This window comes from Acinetobacter sp. YH01025, from assembly GCF_013420185.1.
Classification (GTDB): domain Bacteria; phylum Pseudomonadota; class Gammaproteobacteria; order Pseudomonadales; family Moraxellaceae; genus Acinetobacter; species Acinetobacter indicus.
The window spans coordinates 1-22529 of sequence record NZ_VOYR01000007.1 but is presented as its reverse complement, the minus strand read 5'-3'; the positions used below and the strand labels follow the sequence as shown (position 1 = coordinate 22529).

The window sequence follows — 22529 nt, the reverse complement described above, 5'->3', positions numbered from 1 at the left end:
TCGGCTTGGGCTATTGTGTTACAGCAGTTCAATAGTGTTTCTGCTGCGAGAGGACTAAGCTGTGCGCGAGTTTAAGCTCACGACACTCATCTTTTGTTCACCTTTGCGGTGAATGCTGCCCGGACCTAAAGCGTCTGTCTATCATCTTTAAAAATAAAATGGGGGAGTTATGCCTTCCGAAAAATTGCCCTGGTGGGGCAATATCAATCCGAATGTATTTATCAGTACGGTCGCGGTTATTGCGATTTTTCTGGCGGTGGTGCTGCTGGCGCCCAATAGTTTTGAACTGCTGACCCAGCGCATGAACCAGTGGATTACCGATTCTTTTAGCTGGTTCTATGTGCTGTCGGTGGCGGTATTCCTGATTCTGCTGATTTATATTGCGCTGTCCGATATAGGCAAAATCAAGCTCGGTCCGGATCATAGCCAGCCGGAATATCATCAGGGTTCCTGGTTTGCAATGTTGTTTACCGCCGGGATGGGCATTGGCCTGATGTTCTTTGGCGTGGCTGAACCGGTGATGCACTATGTTTCACCACCGGTCGGTGAGCCGGCCACCATCCAGGCAGCGCAGCAGGCGATGCGCATTTCTTTTTTCCACTGGGGCATTCATGCCTGGGCCATTTATGCGCTGGTCGGGCTGGCACTGGCTTATTTTGCTTACCGGCACAATCTGCCGCTAAAAGTCCGTTCGGCCCTGTATCCGCTGATTGGCTCAAAAATTTACGGCCCGCTCGGAGATGGGATTGATACCTTTGCCACGCTCGGCACTGTCTTCGGAATTGCCACCACTTTAGGTTTTGGTGTGACTCAGATCAATTCGGGGCTGAATTATTTATTCGGGATTGAGCAAAGCGCCAGTACCCAGATGATCCTGATTATTGTGGTCAGCAGCATGGCGTCTTTATCGGTGTTTTTTGGTCTGGACAAAGGTATTAAACGGCTGTCAGAGCTGAATCTGGTGCTGGCGGTGGTGCTGCTGTTATTTGTATTTATAACGGGGCCGAGTATCTATTTACTACAAACCACCATTCAGAATATTGGTCAGTATGCCTCGAATCTGTTTCATATGACCTTCAATTTATATGCCTATCAACCGAGTGGCTGGATTGGGGGCTGGACCATCATGTACTGGGCCTGGTGGATCTCCTGGTCGCCATTTGTGGGACTGTTTATTGCCCGGGTATCCAAAGGACGCAGTATCCGTGAATTTATTGTGGGAGTAATGCTGATTCCGACTGGTTTTACCCTGGTCTGGATGGGTTTTATGGGCAATGCCGCGCTGTATAGCATTTTGCATGAAGCGAATCTGCAATTGATGACCGCAGTACAGCAGGACTCCTCGGTGGCCCTGTTTGAGTTTTTAAGTAATCTGCCTTTTGCCTCCATCATGAGTCTGCTGGCGACCCTGCTGGTGATGCTGTTTTTTGTTACTTCGGCAGATTCGGGTGCGCTGGTCACAGATTTTCTCACTGCAAAAACGGAACATTCTCCGGTCTGGCAACGGCTGTTCTGGACCGTATTGATGGCGGTGCTGGCGATTATCCTGCTATTGGCCGGTGGCCTGAGTGCGCTCCAGTCGGCCACCATTATGAGTGCCTTGCCATTTACCCTCATTCTGCTGCTGATGTGCTGGGGCCTGCTCAAAGCCCTACGGCTAGATGTCACCAAAATGAATGCCTTGCAGGAAGCGCGGATTACGCCGCGCGCCATTCATAATCCACGCAGCTGGCAACAGCGTCTGGGGCTGATCATGCATTATCCGCATAGCCAGGCTGAGGTAGAACAGTATATTCAGATTCAGGTACAGCAGGCTTTTGAGAATATTCAGAAGGAGTTCCAGAAGCGGCATCTGACTGTGTCGATTGATTCGCTGGAAGATGGCCTGCGTTTAAAGGTCGATCATCAGCATGAGATTAACTTTATTTATCAGGTGGTGTCCCGTGAAACTGTGCCGCCGAGCTTTATGCCAGAAGTCACGGCCGATGCGCCGTTTTATCAGGCTGAGGTATTTTTAAGAGAGGGCGGGCAGAACTACGATGTAATGGACTGGACCCAGGAAGATTTACTGCAGGATATCCTGGATCAATATGAACGGCATTTATATTTCCTGAGTATTGTACGTAGTCCGGAATAATCATTTCTTTCAAACAAAAAAAGACGCTCATAGAGCGTCTTTTTTACATCAGTTTCTAAATCAGATTAGAAACGGAATTTAGCATTTAAGCCAACAGTTTGAGTATCTACTGCTGCATTTTCAGCGTTAGCATTTACATAGCTTGCGCCAACTGCAACTGCTGGAGTGATGAAGTAGTTTACGTTTGCACCCCAAGCTGAATCAATTAGGAAATCACCGCTAGTTTCAGCATAAGAAGCACCTACGCTAAGAGCAGGCGTTAAGTAAAGATCAGTTTTCAGGTTGTACGCTGTGCTTTCACCGTAAACAAGGCCAGTTTCAAAACCGATTGCCATGTTTGTACCATCAATTGCACCCACGTATTTAGTACGTGCAGTAATAGCATCTTGATCTTCATTGATTGTTAATGCTTCACCAACGGCTTTAACTGCACCATTTGCAAGTGTACCGAAGGCATCAACAGCCATTGTGTCAGCAATGCTGGTATAACCTACAGCAACCAGAAAGTTTGGTGCTAGCAATGCACCCACTTCTAATGCATAGCGGTCGCCATTGTCATCAGCAGTAAATTCATTTTTGCCATCGTTGTGCGTGTGGCTATAAGAAGCGCTTGCATAGGCTGGAACGAATTTTGTCGGAATGTAAGCTTCAGCTTTAGCACCGTAAACATGAGATTCTACATCTGAACGACCACCTTCACGTGGCGCATCGTATTGACCATATTGGTAAGCTAAAGAAAAGTTAGATGCTTGGTTTAAAAATGCAGCTTCAGCTAAAGGCCCTTTAGTTGAATCAACATTTTTGAAGTAGTAAGTACCTTGAACTGCACCAGTAAAGTTTTGATCGTTTTCAGTTGTATCTAGGAATTCTGATTGACCTTGAACTTCAAATTGGTACGCTTGAGCACCGGTCATGGCTAATAATAAAGCTGTGGCTAAACCGAGTTTTTTCATGATAGTTACCAGTTTTGTTAAAAATGGATTAAACAATAGGCATTGTATTGTAACAATTTATTAAGTCAATGAAGACAAAGGAGATTATTTAGTTGAGTAATTGCTCTAAAATATGTATAGGCGAAAAAGTAGTCAATTGATAAATCTGTTGTCAACCTAAAAAGTGTATAAAGAACAAGCGGCTAAATCTCATTTGCGAAAGAAAAGTGTTTGCTGCCTCACTTTTCTTGATAGTTAATATGAATTGATTCAATATAAATTATCTATAAAAGCAATCTAATAAAAATGTGAAAAGCAGCGCATAAAGCTTAAAAAATGAAACTTAAGACCAGGATTATGTAGCTGAAATTGATAACGCTTTACTTTTTTTCTACGTTTTCTGGTTTTTATAGGTCTAAATTCGCTGACTATTAATACTGGTTAAACTAAAAGCAGACTATTTTAATAGGCTTTACAAAAAGTGTGATAAGTATCATAATGGCTAGGTAAAGTTATACCGTTTGGTCAGCTTTATCGAAATTGTGATTTCGGTCATGATTTTTCTTGATGCAGGACTAGAGGTTAGAGGAACTGCACTGAGATTCTCCACAAAGTTTTACTTTTTATATGCCCAGCTTTCCCCAAGGCTGGGTTTTTTTTATGCCTGAATCCTGTAGTCAGGATTAAAAACCGCTTAAGTATAAATTTATTATGCACTATGTTGGTGCAATATTTCTTAAATTAAAAAGCGCTATTGAATATATGACCATAAAAAAATCCCGGTTTTCAACGAAAACCGGGATTTTTTAGCCAAAATTTGCGGGAAAATTTAAAATTCTGCTGAGGAATATCTAAAGTCGCCCCAATGCGGTGCATTATGCACTTATTTGATGCAGCTGTAAAATGTTTTCTTTAATTTTTTATACAATTTTTAAAACCTTATTTTTATTATATAAATCATTGGCTTATATTTAATTTTTAAGAGAATGCAATCTCGGTTGCCCTTCAAAAAAATAGAAACTTACTCTAATTTCGTCGGTTTTTATTCAACTTAATCAATAAATTTGTTAACCTTGTCACAATTTTTTAGTTATCTTGTTGATTTATTCGACTTATAGTTGAATGAACGCTACCGCTGTCCTGTTATTTTTTCCTCAGCAGTGTGGTCATCCGCTTCAGGTCGTTGCTCTGCCTTTGTTGATTTAATACGTTCAGTTCATGCTCATGGTAGTGAGGTTATAAACATGTCCCATCGCTTGCATTCAGAGAATACTAAGCAGCGTCTGTTTATTTCTATGCTCATTATCATCCTGTCGATTCTGTTTATTTCGGTTCCGGTGACGCTGAAGAGTTATCGCTCTTATCAGCAGTCCGATGTGGTGCTGACCGAAATTTCAGTCTTACGTCATGTGGCCGATCTGGCTAACGAGATTTCACGCGAACGTGGTCCGGCCAATAAGGTCATGTCCAGTACTCCAGATGAACTCAGTGCCAACCTGAAAGAGCTGACCCTGTTTCGAGAGCGGGTCGATCTGCAGATTGAACACACCATGCAATTGTTAAATAGCGCCGGTTTTGCTGCACAGGCCAATGCCTTGACCACCGATTTAAAACCGGCTTTGGCAAAAGGACGTGCTGCGGTGGATGCCTATGCAGCACAACCCTATGCCCAGCGCAGTTCAGCACAGCTGGATCAGGCCATTCAGGCCATGTTTCGTGCCTGGGATGAAGTCTATGAGGTGCTGAAGCATGTCATGATGCAGTCGGAAGGCAAAAAGACCATGCTGTCGGAGTCCTATAGTCTGATTCTGGTACTGGCCGATTTACGTGATCAGGCCGGACGTCTGGCCTCGACGATTATGGCGGCCGTGACTTTTAAAGAACCAATTCCTGAACAGAACCTGGCTTATTCTTTACAGAGCCAGCGGCAATCTTATTATTTATGGGATCTGGTCAACTCGATTCAGCCTGAACAGCACAAAACGCCTGAATATCTGGGACTGCATCAACAGGTTAAACAAAAATATCTGGATCAGGGGGTTCCTATTGTCAGCCAGCTGATTGAAGAAAGTCTGCATGCGCGCCCGTATTCATTAAGCGGAACTGAATTGACTCTGAAGATTGTCGATAAATTTACGACAGTGGTGAATCTGCAGAAATATCTGCTGGATTATAGTGTCTGGCTGGCCCAGCAGGAGCGTCATGCTGCCTGGCAGCAGTTTATCCTGACGCTGTCGGTGTCGATTATTTCTTTGCTGGCGGCGCTGTTTACCATGGTCTATGCGCGTTTTAAGGTATTTAAACCTTTAATTGAAGCGCGGGATCTGATTTTAGAGTTATCTGAAGCCCAGCCGCAGACGGCCACAGCTCCAGATTCCTCACCCACCTCTTTATTTGCTGCGCTCAAGCAGTTGCAGGCACGTTTGGCTGAACGGGATTTGCTGGAATTCCAGCTACGCAATATGGCCAATACCGATACCCTGACCGGAGTTTCCAATCGTCTGGCGCTGGAAGAATATATTCAATATCTGAACCAGAATCCGGACAAGCTCCATCAAACCGGTTTAATTATTATTGATATTGATGACTTTAAAGAGGTCAATGATCAGTATGGGCATATTGTCGGAGATCGGGTGATTCAGGGAATTGCCGAAGTGTTAAAACACAGTGTGCGTTCATCTGATCTGATTGTGCGTTATGGGGGCGATGAATTCCTGATTCTGATTGAGCAGATTGATCTGGACGGGGCCTTGAGTATTGCCGAGAAATTACGTCAGGAAATTAGCCAGAATGTTCTGACCCTGCCGGGACTGGACACGCCGTTAAATATTTCTGTCAGTGCCGGGGTCGCCGCAGATGCAGGCAGCTGGATGGAACTGTTTGGCCGGGCAGATCACTCCTTATTTAAGGCCAAAGAGAAGGGGCGGAATAGGGTGGAAAGTATGCTCTAAACCGTAAATTAAAATAGAAAAATATTTTAAATATATATCTTGATATTTTTCAGGTGAATCTAATAACAAAGAAAAGGGCTCCTCAGAGCCCTTTCATTTTATTTTAACATCGGTTTCAGGAATTTTCCGGTATGGGAGGCTTTCACTTTCACCACCTCTTCCGGGGTACCTTCGGCAATAATCATCCCACCGCCGGCACCGCCTTCCGGGCCTAAATCCACAATCCAGTCTGCGGTTTTAATCACATCCAGGTTATGTTCAATCACCACAATGGTATTTCCCTTGTTGCGCAGCTCATGCAGGATGTCCAGTAGCTTGGCAATGTCATGGAAATGCAGACCGGTGGTTGGTTCATCCAGCACGTACAGGGTTTTACCGGTATCCCGCTTGGCCAGTTCGCGTGCCAGTTTGACCCGCTGCGCCTCACCGCCAGACAAGGTAGTGGCTGACTGACCCAGACGGATATAGCCTAAACCGACCTGATTCAAGGTTTCCAGACGGCGGTGAATCACCGGAATGGCATCAAAGAAATGCATGGCATCTTCGACCGTCATTTCCAGCACATCGGAAATATTTTTGCCTTTGTAATGCACTTCCAGGGTTTCGCGGTTATAGCGTTTGCCATGGCAGGCATCACATGGCACATACATATCTGGCAGGAAGTGCATGGCGACTTTAATCATGCCATCACCTTCACAGGCCTCGCAGCGTCCGCCTTTGACGTTAAAGGAGAAACGGCCCGCCGCATAACCGCGGCCTTTGGCTTCAGGCGTCTGGGCAAACAGTTCACGAATTGGGGTAAACAGACCGGTATAGGTGGCCGGATTGGAACGCGGGGTGCGGCCAATCGGACTCTGGTCAATATCCACCACTTTATCCAGGAATTGCAGTCCTTCAATGGTGTCAAACTTTTCCGCGCTGAGCGTGGTGGCGCCATTCAGCTGGGTTGCGGCCAATGGCAGCAGGGTACGGTTAATCAGGGTTGATTTGCCCGAACCGGATACCCCGGTAACGCAGGTCATCACGCCTAAAGGCAGTGTCAGATCGACATTTTTCAGGTTATGGCCGCAGGCGCCCATCAGCTTGATCTGCTCATCTGGTTTCGGTGGCTGGGTGCGCTGTTTCGGCACTTCAATCTTGAGCTTGCCCGACAGGTATTGACCGGTCAGGGAATTGGCATTGGCCGCCAGTTCCTGATAGGTACCTTCAGCAATCACATTCCCGCCATGCACGCCTGCGCCCGGCCCGATATCAATAATATGGTCTGCGGCGCGAATCGCATCTTCATCATGTTCGACCACCAGTACGGTATTGCCCAGATCACGCAGGCGAATCAGGGTTTCCAGCAGGCGGTCATTATCACGCTGATGCAGACCAATAGACGGTTCATCCAGCACATACATTACGCCCATTAACCCGGCACCAATCTGCGATGCCAGTCGGATGCGCTGGGCTTCACCACCCGAGAGCGTTTCGGCAGAGCGCGACAGACTTAAATAGTTCAGACCGACTGAGACCAGAAAGTGCAGACGTTCACGGATTTCCTTAAAAATCTTGTCGGCAATTTCGCCTTTGGCACCTTCCAGATTTAGGTTCTGATAGTAATGCTCGGCGTCACCAATCGACATTTTGGTAATCTGGCTGATGGTTTTGTCTTTGACTCGCACATGGCGCGAAATTTCATTCAGACGTGAGCCGTCACAGGCATCACAGGCGGCATTGGAGAGATACTGCGCCAGGTCATCGCGGACATAATTACTTTCCGTTTCACGATAGCGGCGTTCCAGATGCGGCAAAATCCCTTCAAACGGCTGTACCCGGTTATGGCGACGACCACGTTCATCGACATAGCTCAGATCAATTTTTTCCCGGCCACTGCCGTAGAGGAATTTTTTCTGGGTGTCTTTGTCCAGTTCATTCCACGGTGTATCCAGCGAAAAATCATAATGATCGGCGACTTTTTGCAGCATGCCATAATAATAAGGACGCTGACGGTCCCAGCCACGAATTGCACCCTGGCTTAAAGAAAGTTCCGGATTGGGAATGAGTTTGTCGGCACTAAAATGGCTGCGTGTGCCCAGACCATCACAGACCGGACAGGCACCAAACGGGTTGTTAAACGAGAATAGGCGCGGTTCCAGTTCGGCCACGGCACGGTCACATTCCGGGCAGGAGTGTTTGGCCGAGAATACCCGGTCCGGATGTTCGCCTTTCATCCACGATAAAATCGCAATATCTCCACCTAAACGTAAAGCGGTTTCAAAACTTTCGGCAATACGGTTGCCCAAATCATCCCGGACTTTAAAACGGTCGACCACCACTTCAATGCTGTGTTTTTTCTTTTTGTCCAGTTCTGGTGGCGGATCAATCTCCATAATTTCGCCATCTACCCGGGCACGGACAAAACCCTGGCTTTGCAGCTGTTCAAACAGATGGGTATATTCGCCTTTACGTTCACGTACCACGGGTGCTAACAGCAGCAGGGCGGTGCCTTCTTCCAGACCTTTAACCACATCGACCATTTCAGACACGGTCTGCGCCACCATCGGCAAGTCATGTTCCGGACAGTAGGGCGTACCCACGCGTGCATAGAGCAGACGTAAATAGTCATAAATTTCGGTAATGGTGCCGACGGTAGAACGCGGGTTGTGGCTGGTCGATTTTTGTTCAATGGCAATGGCCGGACTTAAGCCTTCAATCGAGTCGACTTCCGGTTTTTCCATTTGTGACAGGAACTGGCGCGCATAGGCCGAGAGCGATTCGACATAACGGCGCTGACCTTCGGCATACAGGGTATCGAAAGCCAGGGAAGATTTACCTGAACCGGAAAGTCCCGTAATCACCACAAACTTGTCGCGTGGAATATCAAGGTTCACATTCTTCAGGTTATGGGTACGTGCACCTCGAATACGGATATGACTTTGGCTCATGCAATGATCCTAGAAAATTCATTTAAAACCTCTATATGATAGCGCATGAAAAATGTTCAAGTGCAGGCTTAAGGTATTTCTACGTCAAATTATGTCGGTTGATTGCAAATAAAGGCCAGGATCTGAAAATGACAAGGATAAAAAATTGTCAGGATAAAGAATGCAGGGATCAAAGCACGCAAGAATGAAAGAGAACTGTTGGCCCTGGTGCAAGTGTACTAATCTTGCACAAGGGCGAGTGATCAAAAATTAGTTGTTACTGTCCAGACCCGGCCAGTTACGCTGTGCATAGGCGCTGTCCCAGAACAGCCATTCCAGTTCAGCCGCGCGGGTATAGGCCTGACGCATTTTCGCCAGCGTGTCTTCATCACAGCGCTCGGCCACGCGGTCAACCGTGGCAATCACATTGCGCACTGCGGTATGGAATTCTTCGCCGGCATAGGTATCGACCCAGGCCTGATACGGGTTGTTGGCGACCGAGTTGCCGACAATATCTTTGCCGACTTCGGCATAAATCCAGAAACATGGCAATAACGAGGCCAGCACCACCGGATAGCTTTCCGACCAGGCAGTGGCAACCAGATAACTGGTGTAATGATGGCAGGCCAGGGTCAGCGGTGTATTTTCAAACTGTTCCTTGCTAATGCCAAAATCCTGCATAAAGCCGTTATGGAGTGAACGTTCCACCACAATTGCTACCTTGGCGGCTTCGGCAAACTGGATCACATCATCGGCATCAAAGGCTTTGGCAGCACACACCGCCAGCGCGCGGCCATAGGCCAGTAAATAATGCGCATCCTGAATCACATAGTGGCTAAAGGCCTCACGACTTAGGCTGCCTTGCGCCAGTTCCTGGTTAAAGGGCAGGGCCAGGGTGTTTTGATACAGTTCTAAATTCTGTTGCCACAATTGTTCAGAAAAACGCATGTCCGGTTCCTGTAAAGCATCAAGATCAATGCCCAAAGACTAGCATACTTGCACCGCAAAGATGAGCCGCTTTGATTTGTATCAGAATAAACAAAAAAGCATACGAAGTGTTTTGGCATCGTCATGAAAAAGCGTCATAATAGCGGCCATATCTCTATCGCCGAGGTCCTGCATGTCTTCAGCAGGATGCACGCGGCGCATTCGGTGTAATTCAAGTTTAATATTTACCGAATTTCTTTATCTAATAATGTCATAGGTCGATTTGTCATGATGAAACATTTTGGTTTCTCTATTGCATTTACGATCGTGTGTCTCGGTTTGTCTGCTTATTGGGGCTATACCCACGGTCCGGAAGCAGGCCTGAAAACCATGTTCACAGCACTGACCATTACGGCCATTCTCGCCATTATGGAAGTGTCGTTATCGTTTGATAACGCGGTTGTTAACGCATCAGTCCTGCGCGGTTGGGACCATTTCTGGAAAATGCTGTTCCTGACGGTCGGGATTCTGATTGCCGTATTCGGTATGCGTTTAATTTTCCCGGTGGTGATTGTTGCCGTCACAGCCGATATGGGCATGATGGAAGTGGTGCAGCTGGCACTGAATAATCCAAAAGAATATTCGGCCAAATTAATGGCGCATCATCCTGAAATTGCAGCGTTTGGTGGTGCCTTCCTGTTAATGGTGTTCCTGAACTTTTTCCTCGATGATGAAAAAGACACCCACTGGTTCCGCTGGATTGAGCGCCGTTTATCCAATCTGGCCAGTGTACCGGCCATGTCGGTCTTTATTGCGCTGGTGGCCTTGCTGATCATGGCAGCCAATGTGGTCGAAGATAAACGTCTGGTGGTGACCATGGCCGGCATCTGGGGCATCGTGATCTATATTGGCGTACAGGTATTGAGTCATTTACTGGGTGGCGAACCTGAAGTCGATGAAAATGGCAATGCGATCCGTCATGATGAAAATGGCGTGCCGACCGGTGTGGTGAAAGCCGGTATTGGTGGCTTCTTGTATCTGGAAGTGCTGGATGCCTCGTTCAGTTTTGACGGTGTGATTGGTGCCTTTGCGATTACTTCGGATGTGGTAATTATCATGCTGGGTCTGGCGATTGGCGCGATTTTCGTGCGTTCGATGACCATTTATCTGGTAGAAAAAGGCACCCTGGATGCTTATATTTACCTGGAACATGGTGCGCATTATGCGATTGGTGCACTGGCCTTTATCATGATTGCCAGCGGAACCGGTTTACATGTCCCGGAAGTGGTCACCGGCCTGATTGGTGTGGCCTTTATTGTCTGGGCGGTATTTGCCTCAATTCAATATAAAAAACGTCAGGCACTGCACTAAGTTGCAGTCTGATCTGAAGAAGGTGCAAACAATTGCACCTTTTTTTATGACTGGTAGTTCAGATGCAGAATATTGTGCTGAATATCGCAGCATCTGCAGCATGAATGATGTAGGATATTCGCATACAAAATTGTTGCACTTAGCCTATTGATATGATGAATGCCTTAGAACGCCGTTCAACTTTTGCCTTAAGCAGTATTTTTGCCTTACGCATGTTGGGTCTGTTCATGATTATTCCGGTTTTCTCGGTGGCAGGGCAATCCTATCAATATGCAACCCCGACCTTAATTGGTCTGGCGGTTGGGGTGTATGGTTTGACCCAGGCCATCTTACAGATTCCATTTAGCCTGATTGCTGATCGCTATAGCCGTAAACCGCTGGTGGTGCTTGGACTGTTACTGTTTGCTTTAGGCGGTGCCATTGCTGCAATGTCAGAGACCATTTATGGGGTCATCATTGGCCGGGCCATTGCCGGTGGCGGCGCAGTCTCTGCCGTGGTGATGGCTTTACTGGCCGATGTCACCCGTGAAGAACAGCGCACCAAAGCCATGGCCATGATGGGCATGAGTATTGGTTTATCCTTCGTGATTGCCTTTAGTGCCGGGCCGTGGCTGACCGGACTGGTTGGTATTTCCGGGCTGTTCTGGGTGACCACCATTATGGGACTGGCGGCCATTGCCATGTTGCTGCTGGTGCCTAAAGTCACGCGCCATCATCGTAATTTCCAGCAGGGCTATTTGCCGCAGCTCAAACAGGTGCTAAAAATGGGCGATTTAAACCGCCTGCATCTGTCAGTTTTTACCCTACATTTACTGCTAACGGCGATGTTTATTTATGCACCGCCGCAGCTGATTGAATATGCCGGTCTGCCATTGTCCAGTCATGGCTGGGTGTATTTGCCGCTGCTGGTGCTGAGTCTGTTTTTTGCCTTCCCCAGTATTATTCTGGCGGAAAAATATCGCAAAATGCGCGGTATTTTCCTGACCGCGATTGGCGGGATTATTCTTGGCCTGATCGTGATGATTTTTGGTTTTGAATCTAAATATATCCTGCTGATTGGACTGGGCCTGTTCTTTATTGCCTTTAACGTGATGGAAGCGTTGTTACCGTCCTGGTTATCGAAAGCGGCACCGATTCAATCCAAAGCCACTGCAATGGGCGTCAATGCCAGCAGCCAGTTCCTTGGCGCCTTCTTTGGCGGCATGATTGGCGGGCAACTGTTACTGCTGAATAACACGGCGATGGGTTGGAGTATTCTGACTGCAGTTGCTATAATTTGGCTGCTGATGAGTTTTAGTCTGGCCCAGCCGCGTTATCTGTCGTCGATGGTATTTCGCCTGCCTGAGGCCAAACAAACGGATGAGTGGACTTCTCAACTTTTGGCCATTCATGGTATTGAAGAAGTCGTGGTGATGTCTGAACAGCAAGTTGCCTATATAAAAGTCGATAAACAGCAAATTGATGATACTGCGCGACAACAATTAACGCACTTGTTGGGTAAAGAGGTAGCCATTTAAGCATAACTCTTATAAAGTAAATAATAGAAACAAATAGGAAGAATACAGCTGATGCGTGGTGTAAATAAGGTCATTTTAGTTGGTACTTTAGGTCGAGATCCAGAAACAAAAACTTTCCCGAATGGTGGCTCGCTTACTCAATTTTCCATTGCCACCAGTGATGCGTGGACCGATAAAACCACCGGTGAGCGTAAAGAGCAAACCGAATGGCACCGTATTGTGCTGCATAACCGTTTAGGTGAAATCGCGCAGCAATACTTACGCAAAGGTTCAAAAGTCTATATTGAAGGTTCGCTGCGTACCCGTCAGTGGACCGATCAGAATGGTCAGGAACGCTACACCACAGAAATTCGTGGCGAGCAAATGCAGATGCTGGACTCTGGTCGTCAGCAAGGTGAGCAGGGCGATAATGGTTTTAGCCAGCCACGTTTTAACAATAACCAGGGCGGTGGTTATAGCAATAACAACCAGGGTGGCTATGCGCCGCAAGCTCAAGGTGGTTTTAACAACAATAATGCTGGTGGTGGCTATGGCAACCAGGGCGGTTATCAGCAACCGAAACCAGCTCCTGCTGCAACGCCTGCACCTGCAGATTTGGATGATGACTTACCGTTTTGACACCTACTAGAGACTATGTTTTGTAAAGTTTATAAAATTATTCTTTATTAGTAGTTAGTTACAAAAGAAATTTACAGATACTAGAAATGGTTCTGTAAATTTTTTTACTTATGATCTATGATATTTAATACTTAGATATTTTGTTAAATATAGCCATGATGTCTGTTAAAAGATTTGTAATGAGTAGTGGTGAGAGATTCGCTGTTCTTTTGAATAGTGATGGTGTTCCTATGACTTATCCAAATTTATATATGATCATTCATTTAAGAAATCGTGGTCTATCAATCAATACTATTACAGCTATTCTGGAAGATATTAAGTTGCTGTTTCAGTTGTTGGATAAGTTAGGAATTGACTTGGAACAAAGGATAAAAAGTAAAGATTTTTTAAAATTAAATGAAATCGAAGCTTTAGTAAATTTAACCAGTTTCAATCGAAGTCGATTAAGTGGGACAGCTTCAAAAACAAAGATCATAAGTTTTCCAAAAAGTAATAACAAAGAGCGAGCTAGAGCAAAATTGGTTGTTACTCAGGACTATGTATCCAAACAATTAATATATCGGCGGTTAACTAATTTTGCTGAATATATTGGATGGTTTGAGACACATCTTCATTCATCAGCAATAACAAGTACAAAACGGTTGTTAAAATCTCGTAGACCCCGCAAGCCCACGGATATTCAGTCTGAATACAAATCTTTTGATAGTGATCAATTACATAAAATTTTAAAGGCAGTTGATCCGGATAATCAGAATCGTATCTGGACTTCAGATTACATTACTTATAGAAATGAGCTGATTACCTATTTGTTTTTATATCTTGGATGCCGTAAAGGTGAATTATTAAATTTAAAAATTACAGATATAACCCTCTCTAAAGGTGGTACATCGTATCTTACTATTAAGCGTAATCCTCATGATGGAAGTGATTCTAGGCTATATCAGCCGTTGGTTAAAACTAGAAGTCGATCAATTGCAGTCAATCAAAACTTAAAGAAAAAGTTAGAAACTTATATTTTAAATTATAGATCAACCATACCAAATGCAGAGCTAACTGACTTTTTGATTTTATCAAATAAAGGTCAGCCACTTTCAATCAATGCTTTAGATAAAATCTTTTATGAAATTTCTAAAGCTGTTCTATTCAATGTACATGCACACGCATTTAGACATACTTGGAATGACAAATTTTCTGAGAAATCTCAACTTTTAGTGGCAACAGGTCAAATGACTGAAGCTCAAGTTGAAAATGATCGTGCTTATCTGATGGGGTGGATACCTAACTCACAAAGTGCAAGAAGATATTCAAGACGTGCAGAGAATAAACGTGCTGTAGAGATTGGCTTAGGTATCCAAGAAAAATTTGAGGATGAAAATGAATAAATCAATTCGAATCGATAGTTTAGATAAGTCGCAAAATACTTTTACCTCATTCAAAGGTTATGAGTTTAGTATCGATGATCAGAAATGGGTATTAGATATCAATAAAACTATAGATATCTCTCGGATACGAAATTATGAGTTTTCTGTCCAATCAGATGTGGTCATGACTTTGGTTCATTTTGCTAAGTATAGTTCAAGTTCACATACAGCAAACATGTGCGAATATATTGGTAAATATTTTGATATTACAGGAGAGAATCATTTTTCAATTAAAGGTCTTTTAAATTATAAAAATTTTTATTCGGCAAAAAAAGATGAATACAAAGTAGCTATGCTACGAGTCTTTTTGAAGAAACTATATGATTTGGGTTTTTCCTCAGTAGATGATGAAGTTTACGATCTAATGGATTCATGGAGATTGAGTGGCAATGAAAAAGGAGCAGCAGTCCTTTCCCTTGATCCAGATGAAGGCCCATTTAGCCCATTCGAATTTCAAACAATTATCACTAGAACCAATGAATATTTAGCAGAAAATAAGATTTCCTATTATGAGGCTGCTCTAATTCGTGTTTTTTGTGCGACTGGTAGACGACCTATCCAAATTTCAGCACTAAAGGTGAAAGACCTATACGTGTCGGATAAATATAATTTTAATGATAAGAATGAAGTTCATATACTTAACATACCGAGAGCTAAAGTTAGAGGTGCTAGTGGATTCCGATTTGCTTTTAATGAAGTTGGAATTCGTGACAGTATTGCGAAAATCTTGTTTGAGCATATCCAAATTTTAAAACAGAAATTAATTAAGCAAATAAACCGAGAAGTATCTGAACAGGAGCTAGCAGAGTTACCAATTTTCTGTGATTTTAAGGGGTTGGCTAATCTAGATTGGAACAATAAAAAAGAAATGTCTCAAATTTTGCCAACAGAAATTATTCATTTACCTACTATCAAATTAACTCAAATATTGAGAGATGCTGTGGTAAAGCTTGGTATTCGTTCTAGAGATACCGGTAAACCAATACATATCACTGCATATCGGTTTCGCTATACGCTTGGAACAAATGCTGCTAGACAAAAAGCAGGCGTTAATGTTATTGCAAAGCTGTTAGATCATCATGACACCCAGAATGCACACTGCTATGTAGAAAGTGTTCCTGAAATAGCACAACAAATTTCATCTATCATGGATGAAAGTTTACGCAAATATGCAGATGCTTTTCAGGGAAAAGTTGTAAAAGATGAGATTGAGGCTCAATCACAAGTTAAAGATGCGAATAGAATTTCTTATGTAGAACAGGATTGTGATGTCGGCTCATGTGGTACACATCAATACTGTAACGATTATGCACCAATCGCATGTTATCTGTGTAGCAAGTTTATACCTTGGGCAAATGCACCGCATCATCTGGTTCTAGAGCAATTAATTAAAGAACGGGATGATCTAATTACGATGGGGTGTAGCCTTGAGGTCGCTGCCGTGAATGACCGAACAATTATTGCCGTTCAGCAAGTAATTGATGCTTGTAAGGAGTTCAATCATGGATGATTTAATATATTTCCCATCTGACAAAATTCAATCTCCTTACTCCGAAATAAAGCGGTTTATTGATTTTGTTAAACAGTTATCTGAATTAAATGAAGATATTAAATTCGATGAGAATTATTGGAAGCATGAGGTACGTTTTATCAAAATGGGAGTTTCGCTTAAAAATAAATCTCCTGAAAATCTTTTACATCATTCCATTCTTGATTTTGCTAAAGCTTATGTAAAGTATAAAAAGATTAATAATAATTTAAAAACAGCGGATACGATTCTAGCAATCCGAGCAATCGAGACAGTATGTCTTGATAAGTATGGCGAAGTTGATTTAACTAAATTGGTTATTGCTGATTTTGATTTGGCGGCTGAAAATGCAAAGAAAAATTATAAAGCAAGTTCTGCTTATAATGTTGGTAGACATCTAAAAATTTTATTAGATTTTATTCGACAGCTAAAGATAGTAGATATACCTGAGTGGAAAAATCCAATTAAAAAGCCTTCTGATAAATCAATTGTGTTAGATACAGAGTCCGAAGAATATAGAGTATCTAAACTTCCAGATGAGGATGCGATATTTGCATTAGCTGATATTTTCTCTCGAAAAACTTCAGAGTTATCTAATAGGGATATTTTTGTCACCAGTGCTGTGAGTTTGCTTCTAGCTGCGCCAGAACGAGCATCAGAGCTATTTTTCTTAAAGCATAATTGTATCTACGAGGAAGAAGTCCAAACGCTTTCTAAGAGCAGTTTAGGGCTTACAGCAGATGGTTCTAATATTGAGACAGTATTAGGTATTAGGTGGTATGCACAGAAAAATTATGGGCATGACATTAAATACATTCCAAGTGTCATGATCCCAACGGTAAAACGGGCTATTGAACGTTTGATTAAGATGTCAGAAAAGTCTAGACATTTAGCATATTTGCTTGAGACAAGCGATAAATTTCCAAGACATGAGCTTTGTCCCAAAGTGCCTGATGATCAATTGTTAAAACGCAGTGAAGTATTGTTGGCAATGGGATTTGATGTGTTTCTTTATGATGATGTGCGTAAAGAAAATAACAGTGGCATACAATTTTTAAAAACTCGTGAAATTCCTATTAGTGATTATTCAGTCTGCTTGAATGATTTAAATATTGTCCTGCGCAATAGATTGCCCAAAGGTTTTCCTTATATAACTTTTAAAACGGGTAATGGAGTTAAGGTTAAATGGTCAGAAGCTCTATTTGCTTGTTTTCATAATCAATTTCATTCAAATAAGATGACTATTTTTTCAGAATTATGGATTCCAACAATTAATAATTTAAATGAGGATTTGTCGCCAACAAAAAGAAATTTAAGAGGAAAAGATCAATTATGTAATATGGAATCTGTTTTTCAGCGGTGGGGTTACGGCAATTATAGTATGAAAACTCATCAATTTAGGCATCTGTTGAATACAATAGCAAATACCAATGGAATGGATAACTTATTACTTGCCAAATGGTCAGGACGAGCTGATATGAAGCAAAATCGAGTATATGATCATACAACGGTTGAAGATCGTAATTATAGCTTAATTGAGATGCAGAAAAATGAGATTGGTACGGTAAATACTGATAGTACATTTACATTTCAGATTGCTACACCTCGAACTCTACAGGAGTTAAATACTAGAACAACATTGTCCATGCATACTACTGAATTTGGATTTTGTACACATTCTTATATTGATGAACCCTGCTTAAAATATCGGAACTGTCTTAATTGTACAGAGCATGTCTGTATTAAGGGAGATGAAGAAAAGAAAAAACGGCTTCAAGAGCGACTTAGAAAAGAAAAAATCTTATGGGCAAAGGATCAGGAGGCTGTTAGTAAGAGCGTTACTGGTGCAACGGTATGGCTTGAGGTGAGAGAGCAAACAATTAACCGTTGTGAACAGATGATTGCACTATTGGATGATCCAAATATTCTTGATGGAACGCCTTTAAGTTTGCCGCCTTCGGAAGATGTTACACATCTTGATTTAGCGTATCAAAAAGCAGGTCGTAAACGTATCCCCGTTATTGAGAATACTCAACGGAAAAAGATAGAGGATGAACCACATTTGCTCAGTCCTGCATTGCAAATGGATTTATGGATTTGATATGGCACAGCATCTAACAGATCAGAATGTACAAGATATTGTTGAAATTCTTGATTATTGGTCGCCAAATGAAAAGTTAACGTGGGAGAAATTATGCAAAGCAATTGAAGTACAACTAGAGATTGTACCTGCACCAACTCGCCAAACCCTACAAAAATTTGAAAGAATTAAGAATGCTTATGATCTAGGAAAAAAATCTCCAGCAGCATTAAAAATCTTAAAAACCAAACAGCAAAAACTTCCTGCAAGTTTGAAAATAGCTCAAGTCAAAATTGATGCATTGGAAAGTAAGTTAGAGAGACTAGAAAAAGAGAATTCAATGCTTTTAGAGCAGTTCGTAGTTTGGCAATACAATGCTCATAAATATGGGGTGAGTATTGATAAGCTCAATGAGCCTTTGTCTAAAAAGAACTCCTAGGTACGAGAGCCTAAAGTAGGCTCTCAAAAGCTAAGATTGCTTCAATGTCATTAAGATGCAACAAAATATATTAAAGACATAAAGTTAGAGCTATAAAACTTATAAGTCTATTGGAGACTGTAAATAATAGTTATGCCTTTATTGTAATGTCACTTCATATTTTATTTTTATTGAAATGACGATTTTATGATCAATTTTTTATCTAGCTTAATATTTCCGGCACTGTTGCAAATAGAGATTTGAGTCGATGATGTTCCCTTTAAAAAGTACTTAGAGACCGAAAACCCTGTTGATTAGACACACTTCACCCTGAGGCTGACCATAATAAAATGACGATGCTTGTCCTTTACGTAGTGCACGCATGACTTCAATACCTTTAATTGTGGCATAAGCCGTCTTCATAGATTTGAATCCTAATGTGGCCCTGATGATCCGCTTTAGCTTGCCATGATCACATTCAATCACGTTATTTTTATACTTAATCTGCCTGTGCTCAAGGTCTGGTGGACATTTACCTTCCCGTTTTAACCGTGATAAAGCACGTCCATATGTGGGTGCTTTATCCGTGTTGATCACTTGTGGAATTTGCCACTTCTTCACATTATTTAAAATTTTTCCAAGAAAACAATATGCTGATTTGGTATTACGTCTAGAAGAAAGATAAAAATCAATGGTATCGCCACGTTGATCGACTGCACGATACAGATAAGACCATCGTCCATTCACTTTTACATAGGTTTCATCAATATGCCACGAGCTCAGATCTGTAGGATTACGCCAATACCAGCGTAAACGTTTTTCTATTTCAGGAGCATAACGTTGAACCCAACGGTAAATAGTCGTGTGATCAACATTCACACCCCGTTCGGCCAGCATTTCCTGCAGTTCACGATAGCTAATGCCATATTTACAATACCAGCGCACAGCCCAAAGAATGATTTCGCCCTGAAAATGCCGACCATGGAAAGGATTCATATGCTGCACCTTTAGCTAAAACAGTCTTCAGCTTACCATTCGTGGTTATTTGCAACAGTGCCCTTACTTCAAAGCCAAAATTTTTCGGGCACCATTAAGTACGAATAAAGAAACCAGTATGCCAATGATTAAGTCTGGATAAGCTGATCCCGTCCACGCCACGAGTACACCGGCAAATATAACGCCCATATTTACGACAACGTCATTCGCCGAGAAAATCCAACTGGCTTTCATATGTGCGCCATCTTCTCGATGACCAGAAATAAGATATAAGCATGTCACGTTAGCTATAAGTGCGAGCAGGCCAATAACAATCATGAGCGTTGATTCTGGCTCGCTTCCAAACATGAATCGTCTAATGACATCAACAATCACGATAACAGCAAGTAATAACTGAATCCAACCTGCGAAATGGGCTGCTTTTATTTGATATTTCGCAGCTTTTCCGACGGCATATAGCGCAATACCATAAACGGCTGCATCGGCAAACATATCTAGAGAATCAGCAATCAATCCTGTAGACGCAGCAATAATACCGCTGATGAATTCTATAAAGAAAAGTAGAGCATTAATACCTAATAACAGTTTAAGTACTTTAGCTTGTCTCACAGGATCAGGTTCATTAGGTATATCGCCTGAAGAAAGCTGTGTTTCATCAAGTTTCGCCCCAAAACCCAGTCCTTCGAGTTTAGCCGTAATTTGCTGAATCCCTTCATTATGGAAGACTTTCAGTTTTCGATTGGGAAGATCAAAAGTAAGACCTTTAACTGCTTCAATATCTGCAAGAGCCATACGGACCATTTGCTCTTCAGCAGAGCAATCCATTTTAGGAATGGTGTAGGTACTTGTTTGCTTAGCCTGTTGATTGCTTATATAAGTTTCAGTCTTCACAAGCTTTGCACCAAAACCCAAAGCTTCAAGTTTGGTGGTTATATTTTCATCTTTTTGATTATGTAGAACCTTTAAAGAACGGTTAGGTAAATCAAAGATGAGTTTTTGAACACCATCAATTGAAGATAGCGCCATACGAACCATCTGTTCTTCCGCAGAACAATCCATTTTGGGAACTAAGTATTCACTCATGTAGTGCGAATCTTTTAAAATATCTTCAGTGCTTAAATTTTCTTTGGGATCAGAACCATAACAGGATTGAGCGGTATCTTCACAACTGTTTGAAGTGTTACAGCAAGGAGATGAAGATTTTTTTTCTTCCTCTTCACCACAACAGCTAAGCGTATTATCACAATTCTTTGAATTGTTTGCTTCTGCAATTGATGGATGATTTTCTTGTTGAGATTTCTTATCTTCGCATGGTGTTTCTTTACTACATCCACAACCACTCATAATTATACCCATTAAAAAAATTATAAACTTTGAATATTAGAATCCCTATAGTTACTATAGAGTCAAGAATCTTTGGAAATACTAACTCAATGCATTTAAAAATTGGTGAACTCTCTAAAAAAACCTCATGTTCAGTATTAACAATTAGGTTTTATGAAAAGGAAGGTTTAATTCCGGAACCGGAAAGAACGGAAGGAAATTACCGCCTTTACGATGTAGGCTATGTTGAGCGAATTAAATTTATTTTGAATTGCCGAACTTTAAATATGAGTTTGAATGAAATTCGTCAATTACTTACCTATAAAGACAAACCTGAGAAAAATTGTTCAGATGTGAATGAATTAATTGACTTACATGTCAGTGCTATCAGAGAAAATATAATCAAGCAACAAAAGCTTATTGAACAACTATCTGATTTAAGAGGTACTTGTGATGGTTTATGTACAATTGACCAATGTGGAGTTTTAAAAAATCTAGCTTGATTATCTAGACCTATGCTTTTTTCAAAAAATCGGCACTGTTGCAAATAACCACGAATGGTAAGCTGAAGACTGTTTTAGCTAAAGGTGCAGCATATGAATCCTTTCCATGGTCGGCATTTTCAGGGCGAAATCATTCTTTGGGCTGTGCGCTGGTATTGTAAATATGGCATTAGCTATCGTGAACTGCAGGAAATGCTGGCCGAACGGGGTGTGAATGTTGATCACACGACTATTTACCGTTGGGTTCAACGTTATACGAATCTAAAAATGGGAGCCTATAGCTCCCATTTTTATTGTTAAACATTGAATCCTATATGTTTTCCTGTTGGAAGCTCTACATCAATACGGAGCTTCCCACCCATTGCCTCAACATACTTTTTCATGGTTGAAATCTTAAGATCATTGCCACGATTTTCTATTGCTGAAAGCGATGGCTGTTTTATTCCCAAAGTTTCAGCAAGCTCTTTTTGAGAAATTTCGAGTTCTTCACGAATAAGATGAAGCTGATTTTCTAGCAGTAATTCATCAGCCATTTTTTGAATACGGGCTTGGCTCTCTGGAGAGCGGCTAGCTAACAATTCTTGCAGAGTCTTAGCCATTAGATTTATCTCCTAGGGTAGTGAGATGAAGTTGGTATTGTTCATCTGCAATATCCAGCATGTCTTTATAAAAACGCTTTTTACCGCCTTTATCAGCAATACATAGAACAATAGCCTGTCGTAAGGGATCAAATGCGAAGAAAGCTCTTAAGGGTCTACCGCGATGTTGAACGGTAATCCCCCCTAAAAATAATAGGATCTAAAAGTAGAATTTTCTCTTAAGATACGAGCAGGAGATTCTGCATGAAAACATCTAAATTTACTGACAGTCAGATCATGTCCATCTTGAAACAGGCAGA

General features: G+C 42.3%; 16 protein-coding genes and 2 pseudogenes. 11 read left to right on the top strand and 7 right to left on the bottom strand.

The window, feature by feature from the left end; translation table 11 throughout:
* Positions 1-169 precede the first annotated feature (169 nt).
* A complete protein-coding gene (locus FTT89_RS08645) occupies positions 170-2137 on the top strand; it encodes a choline BCCT transporter BetT (RefSeq protein ID WP_168370789.1) in 1968 nt (655 codons plus the stop codon).
* Positions 2138-2202: 65 nt separating this feature from the next.
* On the opposite strand, the gene omp33-36 is transcribed toward FTT89_RS08645, so the two are convergent.
* Entirely contained in the window at positions 2203-3093 is an 891-nt protein-coding gene (gene omp33-36, locus FTT89_RS08640; RefSeq protein ID WP_255209518.1) for a porin Omp33-36, read from the bottom strand.
* Positions 3094-4313: 1220 nt separating this feature from the next.
* On the opposite strand from omp33-36, the gene FTT89_RS08635 reads away from it, so the two are divergent.
* Positions 4314-6020 (top strand): GGDEF domain-containing protein, encoded by a 1707-nt coding sequence (locus tag FTT89_RS08635; protein WP_104500726.1) that lies wholly within the window; start codon positions 4314-4316, stop codon positions 6018-6020.
* 98 nt (positions 6021-6118) lie between these two features.
* On the opposite strand, the gene uvrA is transcribed toward FTT89_RS08635, so the two are convergent.
* Both uvrA and tenA read right to left on the bottom strand, forming a co-directional pair.
* Entirely contained in the window at positions 6119-8950 is a 2832-nt protein-coding gene (uvrA, locus tag FTT89_RS08630; protein ID WP_005180735.1) for an excinuclease ABC subunit UvrA, read from the bottom strand.
* Positions 8951-9199: 249 nt separating this feature from the next.
* Positions 9200-9877, bottom strand: a complete 678-nt coding sequence (tenA, locus tag FTT89_RS08625) for a thiaminase II (RefSeq protein WP_180172836.1) — start codon at positions 9875-9877, stop codon at positions 9200-9202.
* Positions 9878-10144: 267 nt separating this feature from the next.
* Between tenA and FTT89_RS08620 the strand changes: the two genes are divergently transcribed.
* The 7 genes from FTT89_RS08620 to FTT89_RS08590 all read left to right on the top strand — a co-directional run bounded on the left by FTT89_RS08620 (position 10145) and on the right by FTT89_RS08590 (position 18830).
* Positions 10145-11227, top strand: a complete 1083-nt coding sequence (locus FTT89_RS08620) for a DUF475 domain-containing protein (protein ID WP_005180731.1) — start codon at positions 10145-10147, stop codon at positions 11225-11227.
* A gap of 152 nt (positions 11228-11379) precedes the next feature.
* The gene (locus FTT89_RS08615) at positions 11380-12744 is read left to right on the top strand and encodes an MFS transporter (RefSeq protein WP_075175359.1); all 1365 of its coding nucleotides are present in this window, start codon (positions 11380-11382) and stop codon (positions 12742-12744) included.
* A 51-nt stretch (positions 12745-12795) separates the two neighbouring features.
* On the top strand, positions 12796-13362 hold the full coding sequence (gene ssb / locus FTT89_RS08610) for a single-stranded DNA-binding protein (protein ID WP_005180729.1): 567 nt from the start codon (positions 12796-12798) through the stop codon (positions 13360-13362).
* Positions 13363-13517: 155 nt separating this feature from the next.
* On the top strand, positions 13518-14744 hold the full coding sequence (locus FTT89_RS08605) for a site-specific integrase (protein ID WP_180172835.1): 1227 nt from the start codon (positions 13518-13520) through the stop codon (positions 14742-14744).
* Positions 14737-16293 carry a site-specific integrase gene (locus tag FTT89_RS08600; RefSeq protein WP_180172834.1) on the top strand — a complete coding sequence of 519 codons (1557 nt, stop codon included), beginning with the start codon at positions 14737-14739 and terminating at the stop codon, positions 16291-16293. The genes FTT89_RS08605 and FTT89_RS08600 overlap by 8 nt, the downstream gene beginning before the upstream one ends.
* On the top strand, positions 16286-18412 hold the full coding sequence (locus FTT89_RS08595; RefSeq protein WP_180172833.1) for an integrase: 2127 nt from the start codon (positions 16286-16288) through the stop codon (positions 18410-18412). Before FTT89_RS08600 ends, FTT89_RS08595 begins: the two co-directional genes overlap by 8 nt.
* 1 nt (position 18413) lies before the next feature.
* Entirely contained in the window at positions 18414-18830 is a 417-nt protein-coding gene (locus tag FTT89_RS08590) for a hypothetical protein (protein WP_168542628.1), read from the top strand.
* Positions 18831-19100: 270 nt separating this feature from the next.
* On the opposite strand, the gene FTT89_RS08585 is transcribed toward FTT89_RS08590, so the two are convergent.
* Together FTT89_RS08585 and FTT89_RS08580 are read right to left on the bottom strand one after the other, a co-directional pair.
* Positions 19101-19805: an IS6-like element IS1006 family transposase gene (locus tag FTT89_RS08585; protein ID WP_001067784.1), complete on the bottom strand. Its 705-nt coding sequence runs from the start codon at positions 19803-19805 to the stop codon at positions 19101-19103.
* Positions 19806-19868: 63 nt separating this feature from the next.
* Complete coding sequence (locus FTT89_RS08580) at positions 19869-21149, bottom strand: cation transporter (RefSeq protein WP_005237495.1); 1281 nt, start codon at positions 21147-21149, stop codon at positions 19869-19871.
* Between the two features lie 89 nt (positions 21150-21238).
* Between FTT89_RS08580 and cadR the strand changes: the two genes are divergently transcribed.
* Together cadR and FTT89_RS08570 are read left to right on the top strand one after the other, a co-directional pair.
* Entirely contained in the window at positions 21239-21631 is a 393-nt protein-coding gene (cadR, locus tag FTT89_RS08575; RefSeq protein WP_000550240.1) for a Cd(II)/Pb(II)-responsive transcriptional regulator, read from the top strand.
* 93 nt (positions 21632-21724) lie between these two features.
* Positions 21725-21886, top strand: a pseudogene (locus FTT89_RS08570) (IS6 family transposase); the annotation flags it as partial.
* A gap of 41 nt (positions 21887-21927) precedes the next feature.
* Here FTT89_RS08570 and FTT89_RS08565 read toward each other — a convergent pair.
* Positions 21928-22230 (bottom strand): helix-turn-helix domain-containing protein, encoded by a 303-nt coding sequence (locus tag FTT89_RS08565; protein ID WP_001140620.1) that lies wholly within the window; start codon positions 22228-22230, stop codon positions 21928-21930.
* Positions 22223-22408: pseudogene (locus tag FTT89_RS08560) on the bottom strand (type II toxin-antitoxin system RelE/ParE family toxin); the annotation flags it as partial. The pseudogene FTT89_RS08560 and the gene FTT89_RS08565, both read right to left, overlap by 8 nt.
* Positions 22409-22529 lie beyond the last annotated feature (121 nt).